The sequence below is a fragment of the Psychrosphaera saromensis genome (assembly GCF_002954545.1).
GTDB lineage: Bacteria > Pseudomonadota > Gammaproteobacteria > Enterobacterales > Alteromonadaceae > Psychrosphaera > Psychrosphaera saromensis.
Genome location: NZ_MSCH01000003.1, coordinates 2,635,809 through 2,659,862, shown reverse-complemented (window position 1 = coordinate 2,659,862; position 24,054 = coordinate 2,635,809). Strand labels below are relative to the sequence as shown.

Below are 24,054 nucleotides of genomic sequence, written 5' to 3'. Positions count from 1 at the left end.
ATTAGCGTTTATTTGTCAGTCGAAACCTTCATAGTAGGGGACGTTTTATTGAAGCGGTTAATGCGGTTTGTTATTTCGGCCAACTTAACCAACCAAATAGTACATAAACTCTAAAAAAGCCGATTTAGAGGTTTCTATATTAGCCTCTATATGGCAAAGTCTGGCATATAAGATAGTTTAATTAATTTTTGAATTATCAAGTTTATTGCTTCCTCTTCTGATAATGACAGTGGGGTCAAGCTTCTCATTAAAATGCGGTAAGTTATCATGGCGAAAAGCACATCTGTTTTATTTGTATGTTTGGGGAATATTTGTCGTTCACCCACAGCACATGCGGTGTTTCGTCAAAAGTTAAAAGCAACTAAGTTAGATGTGGTATTAGAAAGTGCCGGTACAGCAAGTTATCATATTGGCGCAACTCCAGATAAACGTTCAATTAAACATGGTCAAGCAAGGAATTATGATTTTTCTAATTTGTTTGCAAGAGCAGTAATTGATGACGATTTTGAATTTTACGATCACATTTTGGTAATGGATAACGCTAATTACCAAGACTTAATGGCCAGATGCCCAGAAATTTATCAGCATAAAATAAACTTGTTTTTAAACTACGCAACAAATCATCCAGATTACGATGAAGTGCCTGACCCTTATTATGGTGGTGATCAGGGCTTTGAAACCGTTTTGGATTTAATCGAAGATGCCAGCGATGGCTTAATTAATACACTCTCAAAATAAAAGGTAACGCTGTGAGTATTTGGACACCGGATGGCTGGAGAAATTTCCCTATCCAACAACAACCGACTTATAAAGATCAGGCATCATTATTAAATGTTGAACAGCAATTACAAAGTTTTCCTCCTCTTGTTTTTGCCGAGGAAACAAGAGAATTGCATCGCCAACTAGGCGAAGTTGCTGAAGGCCGTGGCTTTGTATTACAAGGTGGCGACTGTGCTGAGTCGTTTGCAGACTTTAACGCCGCTAATATCAGAGATACCTTTAAGGTTATGCTGCAAATGGCGGTTGTTCTTACCTTTGGTGGGAAAGTACCAGTAACTAAAATTGCACGTGTAGCTGGTCAGTATGCGAAACCTCGTTCATCTGACTTAGAAACTATCGACGGTGTATCGTTACCGAGTTACCGCGGTGACAATGTTAATAGCTTTGAATTTACACCAGAAGCACGCGAACCGGATCCAAGCCGTTTAATAACGGCTTATCACCATTCAGCGTCTACATTAAATCTATTAAGAGCCTTTGCTCAAGGTGGGTTGGCGGACTTACATCAAGTAAATCGTTGGAATATGAGCTTTGTTGAGTCTAATCCAAACCGTGAACGTTACCAGAACCTAGCTGACAGAATTGAAGAAACGTTAGCATTTATGGAAGTGATTGGCTTAACGTCAGAAACCACGCCTAGAATAAAAGAAACTCAGCTGTTCACGTCACATGAAGCATTATTGCTGAACTACGAACAAGCGTTAACACGTCGTGATCATTTATCTGGTAATTGGTACGACTGCTCTGCACATATGCTGTGGATTGGTGAACGTACACGTCAGTTAGATCATGCCCACATGGAATTCTTCAAAGGTATTCATAATCCTGTTGGGGTAAAAGTTGGCCCAGGTATGGACCCGGATGATCTCATTCGTATGATAGATGCGATTAACCCTAACAATGAAGCGGGTCGTTTGACCTTGATCACACGTATGGGCGCCGATGTTCTTGGTGATAAACTACCAGCGTTAGTACGTAAAGTTGAGTCTGAAGGTCGTAAGGTTGTATGGAGTTCAGATCCTATGCACGGTAATACAATTAAAGCGTCTAATGGTTACAAAACACGTAACTTTGATTCGGTATTACGTGAAATTCAGCAATTCTTTGCGGTTCATAAAGCCGAAGGCAGTTGGGCCGGCGGTGTTCACTTTGAAATGACAGGACAAAATGTCACTGAGTGTACTGGTGGCGCATACGGTTTAAGTGAAGCTGATTTATCACAACGCTATAAAACACAATGCGATCCAAGATTAAATGCAGACCAAGTGCAAGAGCTAGCATTTTTAATTACCGACGCGTTAAAAGATGCTAAAAAGCTGTAACCAACTATATAGATGTAATTGGGATCACAGGTTATAAAAATAAAAAGCCAACTATCAAATAGTTGGTTTTTTTTGTACAGTGATCAGATTAATTGAATTCAAGTTATTAAAGGTTATTTATTTTGTCTGAAACCACACCCGCAGTGCAGTCCATCACAGGTGAATCCATAACAATCAAACCAAACCGTTTGCCATTTATTGACTGGTTAAGAGGTTTCTTTATTCTGCTAATGGTGATTTACCATTTTTGTTACGACTTGGATTTATTTGGCTACATTGATACTGCGTTTGGCCGCGGAGCATGGATACCATTTCGATATATTATCGTGATTGGCTTTTTGGCTTTGGTCGGTATTAGTTTAGTCATAGTGCATCACAAAGGTATTAATTGGCAGAGTGTCAAAAAACGTTCTTTTCAATTGGTGATTGCCTGTTTATTTGTGTCGGGTTCTGGTTACTTTATCGCACCGCATAAAATAACCATATTTGGTATATTGCAATTTATCTTAGTTGCGAGCTTTCTTGTATTACCTTTTATTAATAAACCAAAACTAGCCTTAGTGTTAGGTATCGCAATTTTTGCTATTGGTCACAGTGTGACATTCCCATTGTTTAATTCTATTTGGTTACATTGGATAGGAATGGGCGAAACCATAAGACCGGCATTAGATTTCTTACCGTTAATACCTTGGATTGGTGTCGTACTAGTTGGCATTTATTGTGGACATTGGTTTATTGGTGAAACTGGAACTAAGGTAGGCTCGTTTACCTTGTCGGAACACCAGAATAAGCCGATAGGTAAATCGAACCGTTTCATAGAAACAATGGGGCAACACAGCTTAATTATATATTTGGTACATCAACCAATACTGTTTGGGATATTTTACGCTTTAGAATATTTAAACTAAAGCGTACAAACAGGTACGTAAAGATTAGGGCGACTAATACTTACGTCTTTCTAATCCCATTTCAGATATCACTTTGGCCGATATTTCTTCTACCGAGAAATGAGTGGTATTGATGAATGGGATTTTATACTTCTTATACATGCGTTCAACTTCCCTTAATTCCATTCTGCATTGACGTATAGATGCGTATTTACTATTTGCGTAACGTTCATGTCTTATTGCGGCGAGTCTTGCTGGGTCAATAGTTAAACCAAAAATTCGTTTTTTATTGTTGTTTAATTCCGCCGATAAGCTTAAGTGCTCCATATCATCTTCTACAAATGGGTAGTTTGCAGCTTTAATACCGTACTGCAAAGCCAGATATAAACTGGTTGGCGTTTTACCACTTCTTGATACGCCGACTAATATGACATCTGCATCATCATAATGTTTGGTCGTTTGTCCGTCATCATTGGCAAGTGCGTAGTTCATTGCGCCTATTCGATAGTCATAACTTTCTAAGTTAATTGAATGCGTTCTGTGCAACTTAGGTGTCGGTTTCATCTCAAGCACAGAACTAATGTCTTTGGTAAACGGGCTTAAAACATCAAAACAGATACACTCAGTTTGCTTAATTAACTTTTTAAACTCCTGTTCGACAAAAGTAAAAAATACAAAAGGGCGATTGCCTGTTGTTTTATAACAACGGTTTATATGATCGCACAGTTGTAATGCCAACTCCTTAGTTTCAATAAACGGGCTGGTTATATGCTCTATTTCAATAGGATATTGTGACAAAGTCGCGTGGCCAATGACTTCTGCTGTGATGGCTGTACCGTCTGATATATAAAAGGCAGTGTGGGGCATAACTCTTCTCTTGTAGTAATAAATCAACAAAAATAATTACATTTGTATCCGATTAAAAACTCGGTGTAGAATGCACTCATTATGAAAGTGCTTTTGTAATAGTACAAAATACAGAACACACATTTTAACGCAACTAAAATAACGCAACTAAAAATTTTGGAGATTGCATCGTGCAAGAATATGTACTTTGGTACCAGCAATTAGGAATGAATGACGTAAGCCAAGTTGGTGGTAAAAATGCGTCGTTAGGCGAAATGATCAGTAATTTAGCAAATGCAGGGGTTAAAGTTCCAGGCGGTTTTGCTACTACATCATATGCGTTTAATGAATTTCTAGAGCAAAGTGGCTTAGAAAAGCGCATTCACGATGTATTGGACTCGTTAGATGTAGAAGATATTAATGAGCTAGTTAAAGCGGGCGAACAAATTCGTAATTGGATTATAGAAACGCCATTCACCGCTAATTTAGAGCAAGCTATTGCCGAGTCTTACCAACAACTGGCTGGTGAATTAGGTGAACAAGCCTCATTTGCCGTACGTTCATCAGCAACAGCTGAAGACATGCCAGATGCTTCATTTGCCGGACAGCAAGAAACCTTCTTAAACGTTAAAGGTTTAGACGCCATTAAAGTTGCGGTAAAACACGTATTTGCATCTTTGTTTAACGACAGAGCAATCTCCTACCGTGTACACCAAGGTTATGACCATAAAGGCGTTGCTTTATCTGCTGGCGTACAACGTATGGTACGTTCAGACATATCATCCTCTGGTGTTATGTTCTCAATCGATACCGAATCAGGCTTTGAAGATGTTGTATTTATCACCTCGGCTTATGGTTTAGGTGAAATGGTAGTACAAGGTGCGGTAAACCCGGACGAGTTTTATGTGCACAAACCAACACTGGCAGCTAATAGACCAGCCGTTGTTCGTAAAACTATGGGCAGTAAAGCCATTCAGATGATCTATTCAGAAGATCAGGGCCACGGTAAACAAGTTAAGATTGAAGATGTTGATGCGGACAAATGTAACCAGTTCTCGTTGACCGAAGATGAAGTTATGGAGCTAGCCAAACAAGCCGTAACTATAGAGAAACATTACGGCCGAGCGATGGATATTGAATGGGCTAAAGATGGCTTAGATGGACAGTTATATATAGTTCAAGCTAGACCAGAAACCGTTCGTAGTAACGAAGAAGCCAACGTAATAGAAACGTTCCAGCTTGAAAAACGTGGAACTGTGGTTTGTGAAGGTCGTGCTATCGGTCACAAAGTTGGTTCTGGTACGGCTAAAGTACTAAGTTCAATCGCTGAAATGGATAAGATTTTACCAGGTGATGTACTGGTAACTGATATGACAGACCCTGACTGGGAACCTATCATGAAACGTGCATCGGCTATAGTCACAAACCGTGGTGGCAGAACGTGTCATGCAGCGATTATCGCACGTGAGCTTGGTATTCCTGCAGTAGTTGGTTGTGGTAATGCGACCGAGTTATTAACAACGGGTGATGAGATCACCGTATCTTGTGCTGAAGGTGACACTGGATTCATCTATGGTGAGATTTTACCCTTTGATGTGGTTACCTCAAAAGTTGATCAAATGCCTGACTTACCAATTAAGGTAATGATGAACGTGGGTAATCCTGATAGGGCGTTTGACTTTGCGCGTTTACCAAATGCGGGTGTTGGCCTTGCTCGGTTAGAATTTATTATTAACCGTATGATAGGTGTGCATCCAAAAGCATTAATTAACTACGAACAACAAGATGCCGACTTAAAAGAAGAAATTGACGAATTAATTGCAGGGTATGAATCGCCTGTTGAGTTCTATATCAATAAAATTAAAGAAGGTGTGGCTACGTTAGCGTCGGCTTTCTACCCTGAAAAAGTTATTGTTAGAATGTCTGACTTTAAATCTAATGAATATGCCAATCTTGTTGGCGGCGATCAATATGAGCCGGAAGAAGAAAACCCTATGATAGGTTATCGTGGTGCGGCTCGTTATATCTCTGAAGATTTTAGAGAGTGTTTTGCATTAGAGTGTGAAGCGTTAAAACGCGTTCGTGATGATATGGGCTTTACTAATGTTGAGGTAATGATCCCGTTTGTAAGAACGGTAGGCGAAGCGAAAAAAGTCAGTGAGTTATTAACTGAACATGGCTTAAAACGTGGTGAGAATGGTTTACGCGTGATCATGATGTGTGAATTACCATCAAATGCTTTATTAGCCGACCAATTCTTGCAGTACTTTGATGGATTCTCTATTGGTTCAAATGATTTAACTCAGTTGACACTTGGCCTAGATAGAGACTCTGGCTTAATTGCCCATTTGTTTGATGAGCGTGATGAGTCAATTAAAATGCTACTTTCTATGGCAATAAAAGCGTGTAAAGCGCAAGGTAAATACATAGGCATTTGTGGTCAAGGTCCATCAGATCATGAAGACTTTGCTGAATGGTTAGTTGAACAAGGGATTGATTCTGTCTCGTTAAATCCAGATACAGTATTAGAAACTTGGTTATACTTGGCTGAACAACAAAAAAGTTAATTTTAAGTTTTTACAATAGCTAGACAAAGCGCGGTGTATTTATACATCGCGTTTTTTTATGTTTGAAAGTCGCTATTCTTTTTATGGATTATGGCTTATGGATAGGGTTAAACTGAATGGCACTTTTTGAATTTTTTGCCTGACTGGCAAGGGCATGCATCGTTTCGACTAAGCTTTATAATTGGTGTGTCAGATAATTGGCCGGTATCGTATTTCCAATTACCGCTTTGTTTTATAAAGTGAGAGCGTTCATGAATTTGGTGGTGCTGATCACCCAATAATAAGTGAGCGATAAACTCAACCGTATCTTGTTGATGATTTAATACATCTAAATGCACAAAGCTAAATGTATCACAGGTTTCAATTAACTCTTGTTCAGTTAATGTTTTCGCTAGGTTGGTAGAACTAGTCGTTAATAAATAGGCTGCATTACCAACAGCAAATGCGCTGTATCGAGATCTCATTAATTGCTCACAAGTATCCGCTTGTGTTTTACCTGACAATAACGCTTCACAACAATTGGAGAAAGATTCTCCAGACTTACAAAAACACAGCATAATAGTTATTTCTAATGATGAACGACAGCTTGATCATCAGTGTTTTTATTTAGTAAGTAAAGCGCTGTATTGACGGTTTTTGCTTTTGCGTTCAATAATGCATATTCACTTTTTGAAATTAAACCATCCCAAATAACTAAAGCTGAGCAATTTTCATTTCTCAAACCTTGATACGCAGTAAATAAAACGTCGTTGCAGTGTTTTTTATGCACAATGAGTACCTTGTCTAAATTAACCGCATATTGCTTTAAAACATCTTTTTTAGGTAAATGATCTGGCGCTATTAACAAAGTCCAGCCACTGCAATATTCAAAACGCTTAATAATGTTAACTAATTCAAGGTGAGAACTTAATTCTGGCTTTGAAATAGAGTCAACACAAAGTAGCGGCTGAGTTAAAACTTTAAGGTTTCTATTGTTAGTATTCATTTTAGTCCTGTTACTTTATACAGTGGTTTTATATACAGTAGTTTATCCAGTATTAAAATTCAACACTTTTTTTATGCTTTAACGTTACAACCCTTAGAAAAGAGTTATAATAATCAACATCGATTTTCGTAATATTAATTGGAGTACCCATAACAAATGAGCAAACTTAATAAGTGGCTATTAATTATGTTCATTACATTTCCAATTTTATTTCTGTTAACGAAAATAACAACCTCTCTAACTGGCTTAAATAGCCTATCTCTTGGCCAAAACGATATCAGCATAGATATCAGATATAAGTACCTAATGGACAAGAATAACGATCTAACCTTAAATCAAGTTGTGGCTAAGTTAGATGAATTCGATGAAGTGCCTCTAAATAAAGCAAAAACAGACTTTGGTAATATTGGGTTTTGGTATCAAATTGATATTATCAATACGTTAGATCGACCTCGAGATCTAACGATGTTTTTAGATAATCCTATGATAGATATAATTAATATCTATCAACATGTAGGTGAGCAATACACATTCGTTCGTAGTTTAGGTGACAGTAACTTAGCAAACTCCAAAGAAAAAATAGGGTTTCCAAATAACAAAATAAACCTTCAGGCTAAACAAGAGTTATCTTTTTTAATCTACACCAGCACAACAGGGGCCGCTAACCTCCCAATTTCAATTTTCGATACAGTGAACTTTCATCGATTTAAAGATGCCGTGTATTTAATTTGGGGCGCATTTATCGGTATTGTTATCGTTATGAGTGTGTATAACTTAATCTTATTTGTTGGCACCCAAGAAAAAATATACGTACTATACATAGGTTACATTGCAACATTCTTAGTTGAACTCAGTATTGTGCATGGTTATGGTGCTTACATAATGCCATTACCTTTGTTTGATTTTATTTCTAAGAATGTAATATCTGTGAATTTCTTGTTGGCTTATTTTTCATTAATGTTTGCCTTACATTTTTTGAAGTTCAACGAAGAGCCCGAACGGAAAATTACACGTTATGTTAATTTACTGAGTAAATTAAACTTAGTATTTGCGGTAGTTGCATTATTTGTTATTGAATATATAGCTGCTCAATTCTTCTTTACTTTACAAATATTTTTATATGCATTCGGAATTATTATGATGTATGTAAAAGTTAAAGAAGGCGTTAGATGGGCTAATTTTTATATCATCTCTTGGTTACCATTATTCATTGGTGCAGCCGTTGGACCTCTATTATTAACAGGACATATTGAATATAGTTTTTGGACTCGCCATGCTTTGTTATTTGGCGTTATTTTTGAAATTACTTTTATGGCAATGGCTTTAGCTCACCGATTAAGAATCAGTGAACAAGAACGTTTATATCAAGCTTCACACGATCATGTATTTGGTTTTGCTAATAATAATTTATTAGAAATAGCGGTGGAGTCTATTGTTGAAAAGCAGAAACACGCCTCTTTTTCCGTAGTTATTGTATCAATAGCAAAATATGAATCTATCGTACCTTACCTACCAACCGAAAGTTTAAAGTCAATTATTTACCAATTTGTAACCGATGTAGAGCGTGAGTTGAGCAATGAATTATTGCTAATCGATATTGATAGAAAAAATGAATATCCAAAAACAGCCATGATAAGAGAAGGTGTGTTTGCTTTTCTAGTTTCAAGTAATGATGAACACTTATTGCAAAATATAATGAACAACTTTGCTTCTCAGCAACCGATTAGTTACAGCTCTGATGGGTTATCTATCAATATTAAATGTTTGATAGGGGCTTCAACCAATACGAAATTAGTTAAAAGTACCAACGAGTTGGTTAATAAAGCTCAACAGGCCATCGAGTTGGCTATTGAAAAGGGCAATTTATATGGTATTTATGATGACCAATTCAATAGTAATGATCAAAGAAAAATCCAACTGGCATCTGACTTACAAACAGCAATAGATGAAGATTCTTTACAGCTTTATCATCAACCACAAACCTCTATTGCTACCGGCGATATTATTGGTAGTGAAGTATTATTAAGATGGATACATCCAAGCTATGGCTTTATTCCGCCAGATGAGTTTGTACGTATTGCAGAAGACACTGGGATAATCAATAAGCTCAGTGAATGGGTATTCAATCAAAGCTGCGTACATTTAGTTGAGCTATTAAGGTTAGGCGTTAACAATCATCTTATTTCAGTCAATATGTCAGTGCACGATGTTATGCACAATGGCTTTATTACTTACCTAATAAGAACTATTAATAAATACAATTTACGCGCTGAAATGTTCGTATTAGAACTAACTGAAACGGTTTCGGTTACTGATACCAAAAAATTCACTCGTAATATGCTGGAATTAAAAGACATCGGCTTCAGTTTAGCGATTGATGACTTTGGTACCGGTTATTCATCATTAACTTATGTTAGTAAACATCCGTTTGATAAGTTGAAAATTGACCGTGAGTTTATTCAATTTTTAGATCAGTCAGAAAAAGATTTCACAATAGTGTCAGCAACCATCAATATGGCCAACAGTCTTGGTTTAGATGTAGTGGCTGAAGGCGTTGAAGACCAAAAAACCCTTAACCTATTAAAGTCGTTAGATTGTGAGATGGCACAGGGCTACCATATATCTAGACCATTACCATTTGACTCATATATTGAATGGCTAGATGAAGAGTCTAAGAAAAATATAAGTTAGTAAAATGGATATGGCTTCTATTTTGTGCCTGTTCTCACTCTGGTAAATAACCCGATTAATTAAAGTGTATGATCTAATTCGTTATTAAGTGGTAAGTCTCTAATTGTAAAGCGGTAACGAACTAGAGGGTAAGTAAGAAAAAAATAAGATACCACTGCAATAAAACAAAAAGCCTATCGATATAAAACCCAACGAGCTCTATACACAATAAACACACCACACCAAACTTAACCCTCAGCCCAGACTAAATCTAATTAATAAAATACAACATAGCTGACCTTGTGTAACGCTAGTGAAAATCAGCTTAAAAGTTGATTGTAACTCTGAGCTAAAAAGGTAAATGCAAAGCAAAAAAAAAGCGACTTGGTTATAAACCAAATCGCTGATTGTTATAAATTAAGTTGTTATAAACAATTAATTTACTTTAGCAACAAAGCCACTAATATTTAAATCTTTTAATCGAGCTAATTCTGAGTCAGCTTTAGACTGAGTATCAAATTTGCCAGTATACAATTTAATTAAATCACCAGATGGTTTAATAAACGTCTGACGATCTAACTCCTGTAGCTTATTAATAATCGGGTCGGCTGATCTTAAGGTACTAAAGCTACCTAATTGAATAGCGTAAACAGAACCAAGAACCGCAGGCTTAGTAGCGGCTTGCTTTGGTGTATTCACTACAAAGCCATTTACACCTTTCGCTTTTAAACTTGCTAACGACTGTTTAGCAGAAGTTACACTTTCAAAACCTTTATAATAGATTTTTTGTAAACCATTAATTTCTCTAGTGTATACATCTTCAGAGTTTATTGAGTTTTGTTGAAGGTATCTATTTACCGAAACCATACTTTGGTATGCGCCAATTTGAATAGTATATGGTAAATCTGCATAATTAGTTTCTTCAACAACAACTGGTTCAACTACTTCTTCTTCTATAGGCGCAGCCAATAGAGTGTCATCAACAACACCGGTAACTGAACTTGTTAATGTGGCATCTACAGGTGCTTGTACAGGAACAATAGGAACAACTGCTAAAGCTGTATTACTTGGTTCTACAGTGTCTTGGCTTTCAGGTTTTGCTAATGAAAGACTAGTTACCTTGTACTGAGGTGTATATTTAAAACCAATGCCAATTGAACCTGCGTCACCAAACAAAGTTGAACCAAAGTTATAATTACTTTCTGCAACAAAGCTTAATACATCAGTAACATCATAAGAAAGTTTTAAACCTGTATAACCTTGAGTCGCGCCATACTGTAAATTAATGTCATTCATCTCTTCAACATTAATGGCTAAACCTAAGCTCGGTGTAATACTAAAGTTGTCCGTCAAGTCAAACTGATAACCAGGTGCCAAACGTAAGTTGGTAAAGTCATGTTTAAAATCAGCACCGCCAGATACATAGTTAAAGTTAACGATGTGCTCTAAGCCGAAGTCCATAACAAGTCCGCTATCATCACTTGGTTTGTAACCAAAACCGATACGAGCAGCTGAGCTTTCATATTTTTCATATCTTAAAGTAGTAAAATTAAAGCTAAATTTACTTTTAGCCATATCATCTTCAGCAGCTATAGACGGTAAGCTTATTAAAAGTAGTGGTGCGGTAGACAGTATTGATAATAACGGTTTTATTCTAGCCATGATAATCCTTGGACTTAAATCTCTGTATAAATAAATAGCATATTGAATACTATCGACAAAATACGCATTTTCTTTAGTGTAATTGTTTTTTTATCCCTTTAAAAGCAAGGGTTCAATAATAACTTGTTTTATTGTAGATGACCTATTTATGCATCTTGGGTATTTAACAATTGATAACTGTAGTTAAAAACCAAAATTTTGTCCTATATATATGAAAAATAATTTTAATTTATAAAACAGTCATGAAATCTAACAGTTAGATTTGCCAATAAATGGAAAATTATAAAACGCAACCTATACTCTTAAAATTCAATTTACTTAACTTATGAATTTGAAGTTTGCATACGCGATAAATTTGACAATTGAAATATCTGTTTTTAATTAAGGAAGCTTTATGAGCAGTAAAGATGTAGTCTTTTTAATAGAAGATGATAAACAATACTTAGACATGTACCAGCAAATTCTAGACTCTGAATTCAACACGGTAGCTTTTACTAGCGCTAAAGATGCATTAAAAAAATTCAAGGAGCTAGCACCAAAAACAATACTACTTGATCTTAACTTGCCTGATATTAATGGCATAGAATTCTGCGAGATACTTTTTAGTGAATACTGCACAAATACTGACGTTGATATCATTATTGTGTCTGGTGAAACGGACCCATTATCAAAACTTACTGCTTTTGAGGCTGGTGTAGCCGATTACTTAACAAAACCCTTTGACCTTCAGGAGTTAGTTTTCAAAGTTAAAAGTAGTGTTCAACGCAAAGTTAAAGAGCAAAAGTTAATTTGTGACGCTGCTGAAAGTCAGCAACTAATCTACACAACCATGGAGCAAGCATCACAGTATAGCCAAGTGATGAGCTTTTTTAAAAACTTAAGTAAATGTAAAGATATTGAAGATGCATCAAAAGTATTCTTCGAAAGTATGCAGTATTTTGGACTAAATACATCAATTAAGTTTAAGTTGCCACAAGATACTTATTTTCGTAGCGATGGCATAGAAATATCTCCGATAGAAATCGATGTTTACGCTTTGTTGGAACCAAAAGGGCGGTTATATATGTTTACTAACCGTATGATAGTTAACGATGAACACGTTTCTTTCATTATCAAAAACCCTCCAAAAGACGAACATAGTTTAGGTCAAATTAGAGATTATACCGCCGCTATGATTGAGGGATTAGAAGCAAAAATATTGGAGTTACACTCTCAAGATGGTATGGGTAAAGCAATTCTTGAATTGGCTGAAAACATAGGTGAGCTCAAGTTAGGTGTTGGTCAACATAACAAAATCATTAACTCTGTTATGACAAATGTTATGTTAGAAATAGCTGGTAGTTATCATTCATTGGAAATGACAGAGCCTCAAGAGCTATTTTTGAATAAACTTATTGAAGCTGCCACAGAAGAGTTAAGTAATGCGGAAGAAATTTTAGTTGAAATAATGAATAGACTGGAAGGTTTGAAACTCCAAATGGAAAAAGTCCAAGACGCTAGTGTACATAAAGGATTAGAAATAGAAGACTCTGGTGATGTTGAGTTATTTTAACGATGGATAGTCGAATGTACGAAACCTTTTTTAATCACTCAAGTGACATTTTATTTATAACCGATGATAAAGGTAATTTATTAGACATTAATACCGCATTTGTCCATAACTTGGGTTACACCAAAGAAAAGGTGCTATTAACCAATATAAAAGATCTAATGCATCAAGATGATGTAACAAAAACATTAAAATTAATGTCTGAGCTGTCTAGAGACAAACCGTTAATAAACTTTGAACAGAACTATATACATTTAAATGGCAAGTCCCTCAGATTAAGCTGTACGGCTTTTATTGATGTTGAAGTTCGGAACATATTTATTGCAGCAAAATATGTATCAAAGAACAGTAATGAAGAAATTAACAAATTCGTTAACGCCACTGCACATGAAATAAATAACCCCTTAGGAATTATTTCAGGCTATACCGAGTTGATAAAGGCTCAACCTGGGATAGACGCAAATACAAATGAAAAATTAGATGTTATTTTAAAATCTAGCGAACGTATTGCCAATATAATTAAAGATTTGAAACAGGTTTATTGTCCCGACAATTCTCTCGAAAAATAATACTGCATTAAATGGAATATTTAAATTAGTTATATATGACATCGTTATTTAGACCAATAAATACGATTAGTGAGTCATGGGTTTACCAAGTAAAATAAGGATATAAAATGGCCACCATTGTTTATTTAGATGATGATATAGCATTAATAAAACTATTCGAATTAGTGTTTGAAAACACACAACATAAAATTGTAACCTTCACCAACGAACATGAGGGGATTGACTACTGTACCAACACGCCACCCGATGTTTTATTTGTAGATTACCGACTAACCGATTTGAAAGGTGACGAGGTAGCTTCACAGTTACCAAATACAATTTATAAGATATTAGTGACCGGCGACTTAAAAGTGACAGCTGACTGCTTTTTTGATGCAACAATCCATAAACCATTTCAGTTAATGGAGTTATTAAAAGCGGTTGAAAGCTTTAAATGATTTACGAGTGTTATAACTAAAACTAGTCGACACCAACAATTGCGGCTTGATGGGTAGTTTCAGAGATATAAGTCATTATAATTGTTCCACTAGAGCTAGTGACTGTTCATATAATTCAGGTGAGGTACGTTTAAAGTCTTCACATTTTTTAATTGCTGGTTCATAACCTAAACTTGCAGCTGTAATTAACCAGGATAAGCCAAGTAATTGATTTTCTTCTACACCTTCATTTAAAAAATAAGCTCTGGCTAAGGCTCCCATTGATTTAATATCACCTGACTTCGCGGCTTCTTCAAATAATATAAATGCACTTTCTTGATCACCATTAAGTCTTAACTCCATAGCCTGGGCGTACAAGTCGGCTCGCTCTTCTATACTTTCCTTAGCTGAAATATCACCCATAGTTATGTTTGTCTGACTTAACGGATTTTGGTCAAAAGAGACTTGATTAGAATGTTCTTGCTCGGCTGTGTCAGTATGGTTGGTTTCTGAGCTTGTTTGATTATGCTCGCTACTCACAACTTCTTTTAGATTTGATATTTGTTTTTTTTCTGACAGCAAGGTATGCATTACTGCATCGTAGCGACTATTTAATTGCTCAAGCATTTCTTGTTGTTTAAATACTTGTTGTTTATAAAAATCAATCTCACTATTTAGATATTCAACCGTCTGATTCTTATCATTTAATTGTTGTTTATAATTGATTTTTAACTCTTCGATGTGTGCTAGGTTTTGAGTATCTATCCTTAGATTTTGTTTATCTACATTTCGTTCAAAACGTTCCATCATAGTGGCTAAGTTTTTTTCATAATTCCCTTTCATTTTTTCAAACCATGCAAATATTTGACCTGGAACTTTTGAGTTGTCGCTTGGCATATTTTGTCTACATCCTTCTTATTCTAAATCTGAATTAGCGCATTTTTCAAAATGGGTAAACAGTTGTTATTTCCCTAGTGTTTTTGAGTATAGATATAAAAAAACATTTTGTTGTTAAGAGTTTTAAATTTTTATTGATTTAAGTAATTGTCTAAATTGAGATTTTATTGTTCTTTTTTTGAACTCAGTCTTGCGTTTGGGGGATCTGTTGTCTATAAATTTTAGGACTAGAATGTTTATTAGGGATGTATCAGTTTAATGGAAAAACAAGAATTTGAATTACCAAATGATCTAACCATATCTCATTTATCCGCGTTCAAAAGTAAGGTAACCGAGTTAATTGAAAACTCAGAGCATATTACTTTTACTGATAAATCGTTAAATAAAATAGATACCGTTGGCGTACAACTATTGCTAGTTGTAATGAACGAACTAATCACGCAAAAAAAGACCTTCACCTGGCAGATCAACTCTGAAATTTTACAAAAAAGCATTAAACAACTTGGTCTAGAAAATTCAGATTTTAAATTATATCTCCAAATTAATTAATACAAGGAATAAGAATGCCTAAATTCTTGATAGTAGATGACTCTAACTCTATTAGACAAATGGTTAGCTTCACTCTTAAAAGTGCAGGTTACGACGTGGTTGAAGCCTCCGACGGATTACAAGGCCTTCAAACAGCTAAAGGTGAAAACTTTGATCTCGTTATTTCCGATGTAAACATGCCAAATATGGATGGTATAGAGCTTTGCAAAGAGCTTAGGAAATTGTCATCGTTTGAATTTACACCTATTTTAATGTTAACAACTGAAAGCTCAGGTGATATGAAAGTACGTGGTAAAGAAGCTGGTGCCACTGGGTGGCTGGTTAAACCTTTTAATCCAGATAAGTTACTCGCAACAATAAAACGTGTTGTTAGGTAAGTTATATGAGTATTGATCTCGCACAGTTTCTTCCTACGTTTTTAGAAGAAAGCTATGAAGGTTTAGAAATAATGGAAACGGGCTTGTTAAATTTACAAAGCTCAGAAGACGACTCCATACATTCTATATTTAGGGCTGCTCACTCAATTAAAGGTGGAGCTGGAACATTTGGTTTTAATCAAGTGACTGAATTTACTCACTTAGTTGAAACCCTGTTAGATGAAATGCGCGACGGTAGAAGAGAAATACTGAAAAGTGATATTGAAATATTGCTTCAATCGGTCGACTGTATTCGTTTATTAATTGATGCCGATCATAATAAAGTCGTATGTGAAGATGAAAGTATAAGTAATGTAGAGGGCTTATTAAATGAGTCACTTAAATCATCTAGCACTGATACTCAGCCACAAAACGACAATAAATCTGAAAAAACTCAAAGTGCTACAGATGCACAATCATGGTTAATTGATTTTACTCCTCAACCTCATTTGGTCCAGACCGGTAATGACCCTCTATTTCTTTTTAATGCACTCGCTGATTTAGGAGAGCTTGAAATTGTATGTAATACCAGTGAATTACCCGCTTTTTCTGATGTAGAACCTAAAGAGCTTTATTTAAGTTGGCAAATAAAACTAACAAGCTCAGATGCTACAGAAGACGACATAAGAGAAGTCTTCGAATGGGTAGAAGATGAATGTACATTGGAAATCACTTTATTAACGAATGATGCTACTCCTAACGTTCAAGAAGATGAAGCTGTAAATAATGAGACTCAAGAACAAGACCCTGAAGTTCAAAGCACACAACCAGAATCTGAACAATCATCTAAACAAGAGCTAGCAGAGCCATTGTCACCAAACACAATCACCACAGATACAAACGTATTAACAACTAAACCGCAAAGTGCAATTGTGGGTAAAGATAAAGCGTCTCCAGCAAAAGCGAAACCTGATGTTGGCTCTATTCGTGTTGGCGTTGATAAAGTAGATATGCTAATTAATTTGGTCGGTGAGCTAGTTATAACGCAATCAATGTTATCCGAATTAGGCAATGACTTTGATTTATCTAAAGTTGAAAAACTAACATCAGGTTTAGATCAACTGCTCCAAAACACCAAAGAATTACAAGAAAGCGTTATGCGCATTCGTATGTTACCTATTAGTTTTGCTTTTAATCGTTTCCCAAGATTAATACATGATTTATCTATAAAAACAGGTAAACAAATAGAGCTAGTTATCAAAGGTGAACAAACTGAACTTGATAAAACGGTAATGGAGCAAATAGGCGACCCTTTGGTTCACCTTGTAAGAAACGCGGCAGATCATGGCATTGAGTCTACCGAAGTTAGATTAGCCAATGGGAAAAGTGCGAAAGGCACAATATCGCTCAACGCTTATCATGTGGGCGGTTCAATTGTTATAGAAGTGAACGACGACGGCGGTGGAATAAATCGAGAAGCCGTATTAAACAAAGCAATAGAAAAGGGCATTGTAGAGCCTAACAGCTCACTTACTGATGCTCAGGTATTCGACTTACTGTTTGAACCTGGTTTTTCAACCGCAAGTGAAGTGACTGATATTTCTGGCCGTGGTGTTGGTATGGATGTGGTTAAGAAAAACATCCAGTCTTTAGGTGGCAGAATACAAGTCGAATCTGAACCAGGTAAGGGCAGCTGCTTTAAAGTTAATTTACCTCTGACATTAGCTATTTTAGATGGGCAATTAGTACGTGTTGGCACAGAAGTGTACATCATACCGCTTATTACAATTGTTGAATCCTTACAAGCCAAAGCAGAATTAATTAACCGAGTATCAGGCAATATGGTTTTGTATCGCCTCAGAGAAGACAATGTTCCTGTGCTCCCTATCTATCAACTATTTAACTTGGAAGCTCAGTGTACAGAAATAGAAAATGCACTCTTGGTTGTCGTGGAATTTGATGGGCAAAAAGTAGGTTTGATGGTTGATGATTTATTAGCTCAACAGCAAGTCGTTATTAAAAGCCTACAGGATAACTATCAGCAAGTAGATGGTATTTCAGGAGCCACTATTTTAGGTGACGGTTCTGTTGCCATGATTCTAGATATTCCAGGGATGATCACTATGGCATTAAAACAAGCTCAAGTGGCTCAAAAAGCAACAGTAAATAATAACGTAGAGGTTGTTTAATGGATATTCAATCGCTCGCCAAAGATATTCCGTCCCAAGGTGAACAATCACTTGAAGGTATTGAATTCATTAACAACGCAGAACAATACCTAACCTTTGTTTTAGGTAATGAACAATTTGCTATTGATATTTTATGTGTTGAAGAAATTCGCAACTGGGAAAGACCAACGCAAATTCCCAACTCACCCAATTATGTCAAAGGCGTGATTAACATGCGTGGCATCATTGTGCCTATCATTGATTTGCGCATGAAGTTTGGTATTGGCCAATGTACTTACACAGTAACGACGGTCGTCGTTGTCTTAACAATTGAGGTTGAGCATAAATCAAAAGTTATTGGTTTTGTTGTTGATGCCGTTTCGGATGTATTAAATGCAGAAGCTGATGATATAAAAAAAGCCCCCGCATTTGGTGGCTCTATTCCTCCTGAATTTATCACCGGCTTAGTTAATCAAGATACTAACGTTGTTACATTATTAACCCCTGAAGCGTTATATAAAATTGAGAAACACCAAATTGATGGATGTAATCAATGATGAATGAAATTGAACAAGAGTATTTAACATTCCTACTAGACGGTGAAGAGTTTGGCGTTGATATTTTATGCGTCCAAGAGATTCGAGTGTTATCACCTATAACAACATTACCCAATAAACCTGACTATATAAAAGGGGTGATAAACCTCAGAGGTGTGATCATTCCTATTGTTGATCTCAGAGAGCGTTTTGCAAAACAGGCGCTTAAATATAATGACCAAACCGTCATTGTTATTCTTAGAGACCAGACTGCAATAAAACCTATGGTGGTTGGCTTAGTAGTAGATGCCGTGTCTGAAGTTTATAAATTCAGTGATAAATCAATAAGAGAAGCTCCTGACTTTGGCAATAAAATTGACCGCTGTTTTATACAGGGGTTAGCGTCACATGGCGAAAAGTTGATTATTTTATTAAACAGTCAAACGTTATTAAATCAGGATGAGTTGTATCACTTGTAGTGAATAATATTCTAAATCTAACGCATGATATCAAGATAGTAGTTGCACAATATTCTTAATAGAAAACTAACAAAAATTAAACGATGATATTCAATCGGAAGGAAATATCGATATGAGCACAGATGAGAACACGACAACAAGCGTAAATAATTCGGTTGAGCCACAAAGTAACAATGTTGAACTGAGAGAAATGCAGGCGCAAATGAAGGCCATTCATAAAGTCCAGGCTATCATTGAGTTCGAAATGGATGGCACTATTATCACCGCTAATGATAACTTTTTGAATGCGATGGGCTATAGCCTTGACGAAATTAAAGGTAAACATCACCGTATATTTGTCGAGCCTAATTTTGGAAATAGTTATGAATATAAAGAGTTCTGGGAAAGTTTAAATGCAGGTAAATTTGAACAAAAAGAATATAAACGTATAGCAAAAAGTGGTAAAGAAGTTTGGATTGCAGCCTCTTACAATCCTATTTTTGATGCGAATAATAAGCCTTATAAAGTGATTAAGTTTGCTACTGATGTCACGGAACAAAAATTAAAAAATGCGGATTTCGAAGGTCAAATACAAGCCATTAGTAAATCACAGGCTGTCATCGAATTTAATATGGATGGCACTATTATCACAGCTAATGATAACTTCTTAAATGCAATGGGCTATTCACTTGCTGAAGTACAAGGCCAGCACCATAGTATATTTGTAACACCTAGTTATAAAAGCACACTTGAATATCAGCAATTTTGGGAAAAGTTAAATCGTGGTGAATACGACAGCAATGAGTATTTACGCATAGGTAAAGCTGGAAAAGAGGTCTGGATACAAGCGTCATACAATCCAATTTTAGATTTAAGCGGCAATACGATGAAAGTTGTCAAATACGCAACTGATATTACGGCTCGTAAAAAAGCAATTTCTCAAATAAAAGAAACGCTAATGACCTTATCTGAAGGCGATTTAACCCAAAAAATTGAAGCCGAATTAATTGGCGAGTTTAATATTATTGGCATTTCAATTAATGAATTTATTGATGTATTAAATGGCATGGTTAGCAATATTCGTTATGCATCAAAACAAGTGTTTGATTCATCTAAAGAAATTGCCGCTGGTAATAACGAACTAAGCCACCGTACAGAAACTCAAGCGTCCAGCTTAGAAGAAACTGCATCGGCAATGGAAGAATTGACCAGTACCGTTCAGCAAAATGCAGAAAATGCGTCGGAAGCCACTAAGTTATCTGCTGGTGTTATGCAAAAAGCCACTGATGGCGGCGACGTCGTTAAAAATGCAATCACAGCAATGAGCGATATCAACAAATCCAGTAAAAAAATTGCAGATATTATTAGCGTAATCGATGAGATTGCCTTCCAAACCAACCTATTAGCGTTAAATGCAGCCGTTGAAGCCGCGAGAGCTGGAGAGCAAGGCCGTGGTTTTGCTGTTGTAGCGGCTGAGGTAAGAAATCTTGCTCAACGTTCAGCTGGTGCCGCAAAAGAAATAAAAGGGTTAATCAATGACAGTGTTGAAGCCGTAAGCCAGGGCACTAAATTAGTGGATGCGACAGGCCAAACGTTTACTGAATTAGTCTCTGCCATTGACGAAGTAAGTCGAATGCTTACCGACATTGATAACGCAGGGAAAGAACAATCTGCAGGCATTGGCGAAGTGAGTGCAGCCGTAAGCCAAATGGATGAAATGACTCAACAAAATGCAGCTTTAGTTGAAGAAGCAAGTGCGTCTAGTCAATCAATGGAAGATCAAGCACAATCCTTATTACAGCAAATTGCCTTTTTTAATAACGGAGAAGATGAGGAGGAAGAAGTTGTTACGCCTGTTAGAAGAACGCCTCAAGCTAGACCTACCCAAGCTCGGTCTGCTCAAGTAAGGCCAAGCACCGCACCTAAATCAAGACCATTAACATCTCACAAAGTACGCCCATCTACACCGTCAGATCAAGAGTGGGAAGAGTTTTAGAGGAGGTTATGAATAATACTCGTACAGCAGACTCAGTATTGTCAGAAAAAGACTTCAAATTCATTTGTGAGTTTGTGTATGAGAATACTGGGATTGTACTTAGTGAAGGTAAAAGAGAGATGGTTTATCGACGTTTATCTCAGATAGTGAGAGAACGAAAATTCGATAGCTTTACTCAATATTGCCAATTATTAAGAACAAACCCAAAAAGTGAAATGACGTACTTTGTTAATGCAATCACCACAAACTTAACTAGCTTTTTTAGGGAATCGCATCACTTTGAATTTTTAACACGAACTGAGTTACCTCAGCTGTTAAAAAACAATTCAAATAAGCGGATAAGAATATGGTCATCCGCAAGTTCAACAGGAGAAGAACCGTATTCTATCGCCATGACAGTGATGGACTTTATGGCGGACAAGCTATCTAGCTGGGATGTGAAAATTTTAGCAACAGATATCGATAGTAACGTATTAGCTAAGGCGAGTGACGGTATATATTTAGACAAAAATAATATTATGCCGATTGCCACTAAAAAACGATTTTTCAGTACAGGTACCGCTCAAAATAAAGAAAGAATTAGAGCAAAACAAAATATAAAAGACTTAATTACATTCAAGCAGTTAAATCTATTACACGAATGGCCAATGAAAGGGCCTTTTGATGTTATTTTTTGTCGTAATGTTGTTATTTATTTTGATAAAGAAACGCAAAATGATCTATTCAGTCGCTTTCATCAGCTTTTGAGCCCAGGTGGCCTGTTAATTTTAGGGCATAGTGAGAATTTAGGTAAATGCCAAGAGTATTTCGAAACAGTAGGCCGCACCGTCTTTAGAAAAGTCTAATATTGGAAGAATAATACATTGCATAGTCACGAAGCCATGGAAGAGTACATTTCAAACTGTTTTCCCGAGTTTGTACATATAAATCATTACTTTGATAAACAAAGGCAATGCCCCGTATCTAAGATATTGCCAGGGGAGTTTTTTATATCTAAATCTCATTCATTAATAGCAACTACATTAGGATCTTGTATATCCGCTTGCATTTGGGATGAACATGCAAAAATAGGCGGTATGAATCATTTTATGCTGCCAGTTACTGACCAAGAAGAGCATGAAGTGAATTGGGGGAGTAGAGGTAAGTCTTCTGACTCGACTCGATATGGTAATTTTGCAATGGAGCACCTTGTTAATACGATACTCAAATACGGCGGCCGAAAAGTTAATTTAAAGGCCAAAGTTTTTGGTGGTGGTAAAGTGTTGAAAAAATTGTCGGATGTTGGTCAACGTAACATCGAGTTTGTACTTGAGTACTTGGACAACGAAAATATAGAAATTGTTAAAACAGATGTTGGTTCAGTTCACCCAAGGAAAGTGCTATTTGATCCCACCACAGGTCAAGCCTTCGTTAAGAAATTATATAACTTACAAAACGACACTATCGTACGACGTGAAAATGATTATCGTAGCGTTATAGACAATAGTGAAGTAGGTGGGGAAGTAGAGTTGTTCTAATAATTGGATAATATGATGAAACAAATTAAGGTATTAATTGTTGATGATTCAGCAGTTATTAGAAAAGTTGTACGTGAGTTATTGTCGTCAGACTCCGAAATTAATGTTGTTGGAGAGGCTGAAAATCCACTTGTGGCAAGAGAATTAATAAAGAGTCTCAATCCAGATGTTATTACGTTAGATGTGGAAATGCCAAAAATGGATGGCATTACATTTTTGGCTAATTTAATGCGATTAAGGCCTATGCCTGTCGTTATGTTATCAACGTTAACAACCAAAGGCAGCGACATTACACTGCAAGCGCTAGAATTAGGCGCAATCGACTTTATAGCAAAACCTAGTTTTAATGAATTGCTCACTACTAAATCGTCATTCAAACAACTTATCATTGATAAAGTTAAACAAGCGGTAAGCGTTAATCAAAAGCAGCATCAATTAACGAGCAAGTTTATTCATGGCAAAAACAGCAAAATATTACCCTTTGCAGGCACGGCAAGAAAAGATCATATTATCGCAATAGGGGCTTCAACTGGTGGGACGGAAGCATTAAAAGTCGTATTGACCCAGTTACCTAAAAACTCACCTCCTGTAGTTGTTGCTCTACATATACCACCTACATTTAGCGAACGTTTTGCTAGTAGATTGAATGAGTTATGTGAAATGACAGTACAAGAAGCTAAACATGGCACCAAGATTAAAGAAGGTAATGTTTATATAGCTCAAGGGGCTGTTCATTTAATTGTAAAAGAGAAAAATGGAGCCTTGTTTTGTGTATTTGATGACTCCGAAAAAGTTAACCGCCATAAACCATCGGTAGATGTATTGTTTCGTTCTTTGTTACCTATGGCTGACAATGTCCAAGCTGTCTTGTTAACAGGCATGGGGAACGATGGTGCTCAAGGAATGTTAGAACTGAAACAACAAGACGCAAAAACTATAATTCAAGATGAAAATAGTAGCTTAATATGGGGGATGCCAGGTAGCGCTCATAAGTTATCAGCTCACGATGTAGAGTGTGATTTATTTGATATTAGTAAAACGCTCCTACAACACGCGTTATTAACAAGACATCAAATGGCGGCCGCTAAATGAAACTAAAAACCTATAATATTGAACCACTGGAGTTAACTCAAAATATAAAGTAGGAACTGCCACAAACAATAAATTAATCTACTCATATATTGTCAAATCAATCATTCTCATTTAATCACTCCAAGTAGCACAAAATATTGATATGTAAATTTAAACATAGATATATTAAAACTAACCTGTAATAGTGATTCTTATTAAGTATTTACTCTAATTTTATAGCTTATATAAAAAA

General features: G+C 36.2%; 22 protein-coding genes. 17 read left to right on the top strand and 5 right to left on the bottom strand.

The genetic code is table 11. The features are described 5' to 3' along the window. Positions 1 to 267: 267 nt before the first annotated feature. From BTO11_RS12055 to BTO11_RS12045, 3 genes are all read left to right on the top strand, one after another. The gene (locus BTO11_RS12055) at positions 268 to 738 is read left to right on the top strand and encodes a low molecular weight protein-tyrosine-phosphatase (RefSeq protein ID WP_105052837.1); all 471 of its coding nucleotides are present in this window, start codon (positions 268 to 270) and stop codon (positions 736 to 738) included. Between the two features lie 11 nt (positions 739 to 749). Next, positions 750 to 2,102 carry a class II 3-deoxy-7-phosphoheptulonate synthase gene (locus BTO11_RS12050; protein ID WP_105052836.1) on the top strand — a complete coding sequence of 451 codons (1,353 nt, stop codon included), beginning with the start codon at positions 750 to 752 and terminating at the stop codon, positions 2,100 to 2,102. Between the two features lie 122 nt (positions 2,103 to 2,224). Further along, positions 2,225 to 3,010 (top strand): acetyltransferase domain-containing protein, encoded by a 786-nt coding sequence (locus BTO11_RS12045; RefSeq protein ID WP_105052835.1) that lies wholly within the window; start codon positions 2,225 to 2,227, stop codon positions 3,008 to 3,010. A 33-nt stretch (positions 3,011 to 3,043) separates the two neighbouring features. On the opposite strand, the gene ppsR is transcribed toward BTO11_RS12045, so the two are convergent. Next, positions 3,044 to 3,856 carry a posphoenolpyruvate synthetase regulatory kinase/phosphorylase PpsR gene (gene ppsR / locus BTO11_RS12040; RefSeq protein WP_105052834.1) on the bottom strand — a complete coding sequence of 271 codons (813 nt, stop codon included), beginning with the start codon at positions 3,854 to 3,856 and terminating at the stop codon, positions 3,044 to 3,046. A gap of 170 nt (positions 3,857 to 4,026) precedes the next feature. On the opposite strand from ppsR, the gene ppsA reads away from it, so the two are divergent. After that, the gene (gene ppsA / locus BTO11_RS12035; protein WP_105052833.1) at positions 4,027 to 6,402 is read left to right on the top strand and encodes a phosphoenolpyruvate synthase; all 2,376 of its coding nucleotides are present in this window, start codon (positions 4,027 to 4,029) and stop codon (positions 6,400 to 6,402) included. Between the two features lie 107 nt (positions 6,403 to 6,509). Here the strand turns inward: ppsA and BTO11_RS12030 are convergent, their stop codons facing one another. Together BTO11_RS12030 and BTO11_RS12025 are read right to left on the bottom strand one after the other, a co-directional pair. Next, a complete protein-coding gene (locus BTO11_RS12030; protein ID WP_105052832.1) occupies positions 6,510 to 6,959 on the bottom strand; it encodes a YchJ family protein in 450 nt (149 codons plus the stop codon). A gap of 11 nt (positions 6,960 to 6,970) precedes the next feature. Next, positions 6,971 to 7,387, bottom strand: a complete 417-nt coding sequence (locus BTO11_RS12025; protein WP_105052831.1) for a hypothetical protein — start codon at positions 7,385 to 7,387, stop codon at positions 6,971 to 6,973. 306 nt (positions 7,388 to 7,693) lie between these two features. Here BTO11_RS12025 and BTO11_RS12020 point away from each other — a divergent pair, with 306 nt between their 5' ends. Next, complete coding sequence (locus tag BTO11_RS12020; protein WP_189620514.1) at positions 7,694 to 10,078, top strand: EAL domain-containing protein; 2,385 nt, start codon at positions 7,694 to 7,696, stop codon at positions 10,076 to 10,078. 414 nt (positions 10,079 to 10,492) lie between these two features. On the opposite strand, the gene BTO11_RS12015 is transcribed toward BTO11_RS12020, so the two are convergent. Continuing rightward, complete coding sequence (locus BTO11_RS12015) at positions 10,493 to 11,719, bottom strand: SPOR domain-containing protein (RefSeq protein WP_105052829.1); 1,227 nt, start codon at positions 11,717 to 11,719, stop codon at positions 10,493 to 10,495. A 394-nt stretch (positions 11,720 to 12,113) separates the two neighbouring features. Between BTO11_RS12015 and BTO11_RS12010 the strand changes: the two genes are divergently transcribed. The 3 genes from BTO11_RS12010 (at position 12,114) to BTO11_RS12000 (ending at position 14,274) form a co-directional block, all read left to right on the top strand. Continuing rightward, positions 12,114 to 13,271 (top strand): response regulator, encoded by a 1,158-nt coding sequence (locus tag BTO11_RS12010; protein WP_105052828.1) that lies wholly within the window; start codon positions 12,114 to 12,116, stop codon positions 13,269 to 13,271. Between the two features lie 14 nt (positions 13,272 to 13,285). Next, the gene (locus tag BTO11_RS12005) at positions 13,286 to 13,837 is read left to right on the top strand and encodes a histidine kinase dimerization/phospho-acceptor domain-containing protein (RefSeq protein WP_181135893.1); all 552 of its coding nucleotides are present in this window, start codon (positions 13,286 to 13,288) and stop codon (positions 13,835 to 13,837) included. Between the two features lie 107 nt (positions 13,838 to 13,944). Next, positions 13,945 to 14,274, top strand: a complete 330-nt coding sequence (locus tag BTO11_RS12000; protein WP_105052826.1) for a response regulator — start codon at positions 13,945 to 13,947, stop codon at positions 14,272 to 14,274. Positions 14,275 to 14,349: 75 nt separating this feature from the next. Here BTO11_RS12000 and BTO11_RS11995 read toward each other — a convergent pair whose 3' ends face one another. After that, a complete protein-coding gene (locus BTO11_RS11995; protein WP_105052825.1) occupies positions 14,350 to 15,150 on the bottom strand; it encodes a sel1 repeat family protein in 801 nt (266 codons plus the stop codon). A gap of 258 nt (positions 15,151 to 15,408) precedes the next feature. Here BTO11_RS11995 and BTO11_RS11990 point away from each other — a divergent pair, with 258 nt between their 5' ends. The 9 genes from BTO11_RS11990 (at position 15,409) to BTO11_RS11950 (ending at position 23,822) form a co-directional block, all read left to right on the top strand. After that, positions 15,409 to 15,699, top strand: a complete 291-nt coding sequence (locus tag BTO11_RS11990; protein WP_105052824.1) for a hypothetical protein — start codon at positions 15,409 to 15,411, stop codon at positions 15,697 to 15,699. A 14-nt stretch (positions 15,700 to 15,713) separates the two neighbouring features. Continuing rightward, complete coding sequence (locus tag BTO11_RS11985) at positions 15,714 to 16,076, top strand: response regulator (protein ID WP_105052823.1); 363 nt, start codon at positions 15,714 to 15,716, stop codon at positions 16,074 to 16,076. 5 nt (positions 16,077 to 16,081) lie between these two features. After that, complete coding sequence (locus BTO11_RS11980; RefSeq protein ID WP_105052822.1) at positions 16,082 to 18,244, top strand: chemotaxis protein CheA; 2,163 nt, start codon at positions 16,082 to 16,084, stop codon at positions 18,242 to 18,244. Beyond that, positions 18,244 to 18,780: a chemotaxis protein CheW gene (locus BTO11_RS11975; protein ID WP_105052821.1), complete on the top strand. Its 537-nt coding sequence runs from the start codon at positions 18,244 to 18,246 to the stop codon at positions 18,778 to 18,780. The genes BTO11_RS11980 and BTO11_RS11975 overlap by 1 nt, the downstream gene beginning before the upstream one ends. Continuing rightward, entirely contained in the window at positions 18,777 to 19,238 is a 462-nt protein-coding gene (locus tag BTO11_RS11970) for a chemotaxis protein CheW (protein WP_229793384.1), read from the top strand. Before BTO11_RS11975 ends, BTO11_RS11970 begins: the two co-directional genes overlap by 4 nt. Before the next feature lie 112 nt (positions 19,239 to 19,350). Continuing rightward, positions 19,351 to 21,213 (top strand): methyl-accepting chemotaxis protein, encoded by a 1,863-nt coding sequence (locus tag BTO11_RS11965; protein WP_105052820.1) that lies wholly within the window; start codon positions 19,351 to 19,353, stop codon positions 21,211 to 21,213. A gap of 8 nt (positions 21,214 to 21,221) precedes the next feature. Beyond that, positions 21,222 to 22,058 (top strand): CheR family methyltransferase, encoded by an 837-nt coding sequence (locus BTO11_RS11960; protein ID WP_105052819.1) that lies wholly within the window; start codon positions 21,222 to 21,224, stop codon positions 22,056 to 22,058. Positions 22,059 to 22,076: 18 nt separating this feature from the next. Next, positions 22,077 to 22,730, top strand: coding sequence for a chemoreceptor glutamine deamidase CheD (cheD, locus tag BTO11_RS11955; RefSeq protein WP_229793385.1), 654 nt, complete (start codon positions 22,077 to 22,079; stop codon positions 22,728 to 22,730). Positions 22,731 to 22,745: 15 nt separating this feature from the next. After that, positions 22,746 to 23,822: a protein-glutamate methylesterase/protein-glutamine glutaminase gene (locus tag BTO11_RS11950; RefSeq protein ID WP_105052818.1), complete on the top strand. Its 1,077-nt coding sequence runs from the start codon at positions 22,746 to 22,748 to the stop codon at positions 23,820 to 23,822. Positions 23,823 to 24,054 lie beyond the last annotated feature (232 nt).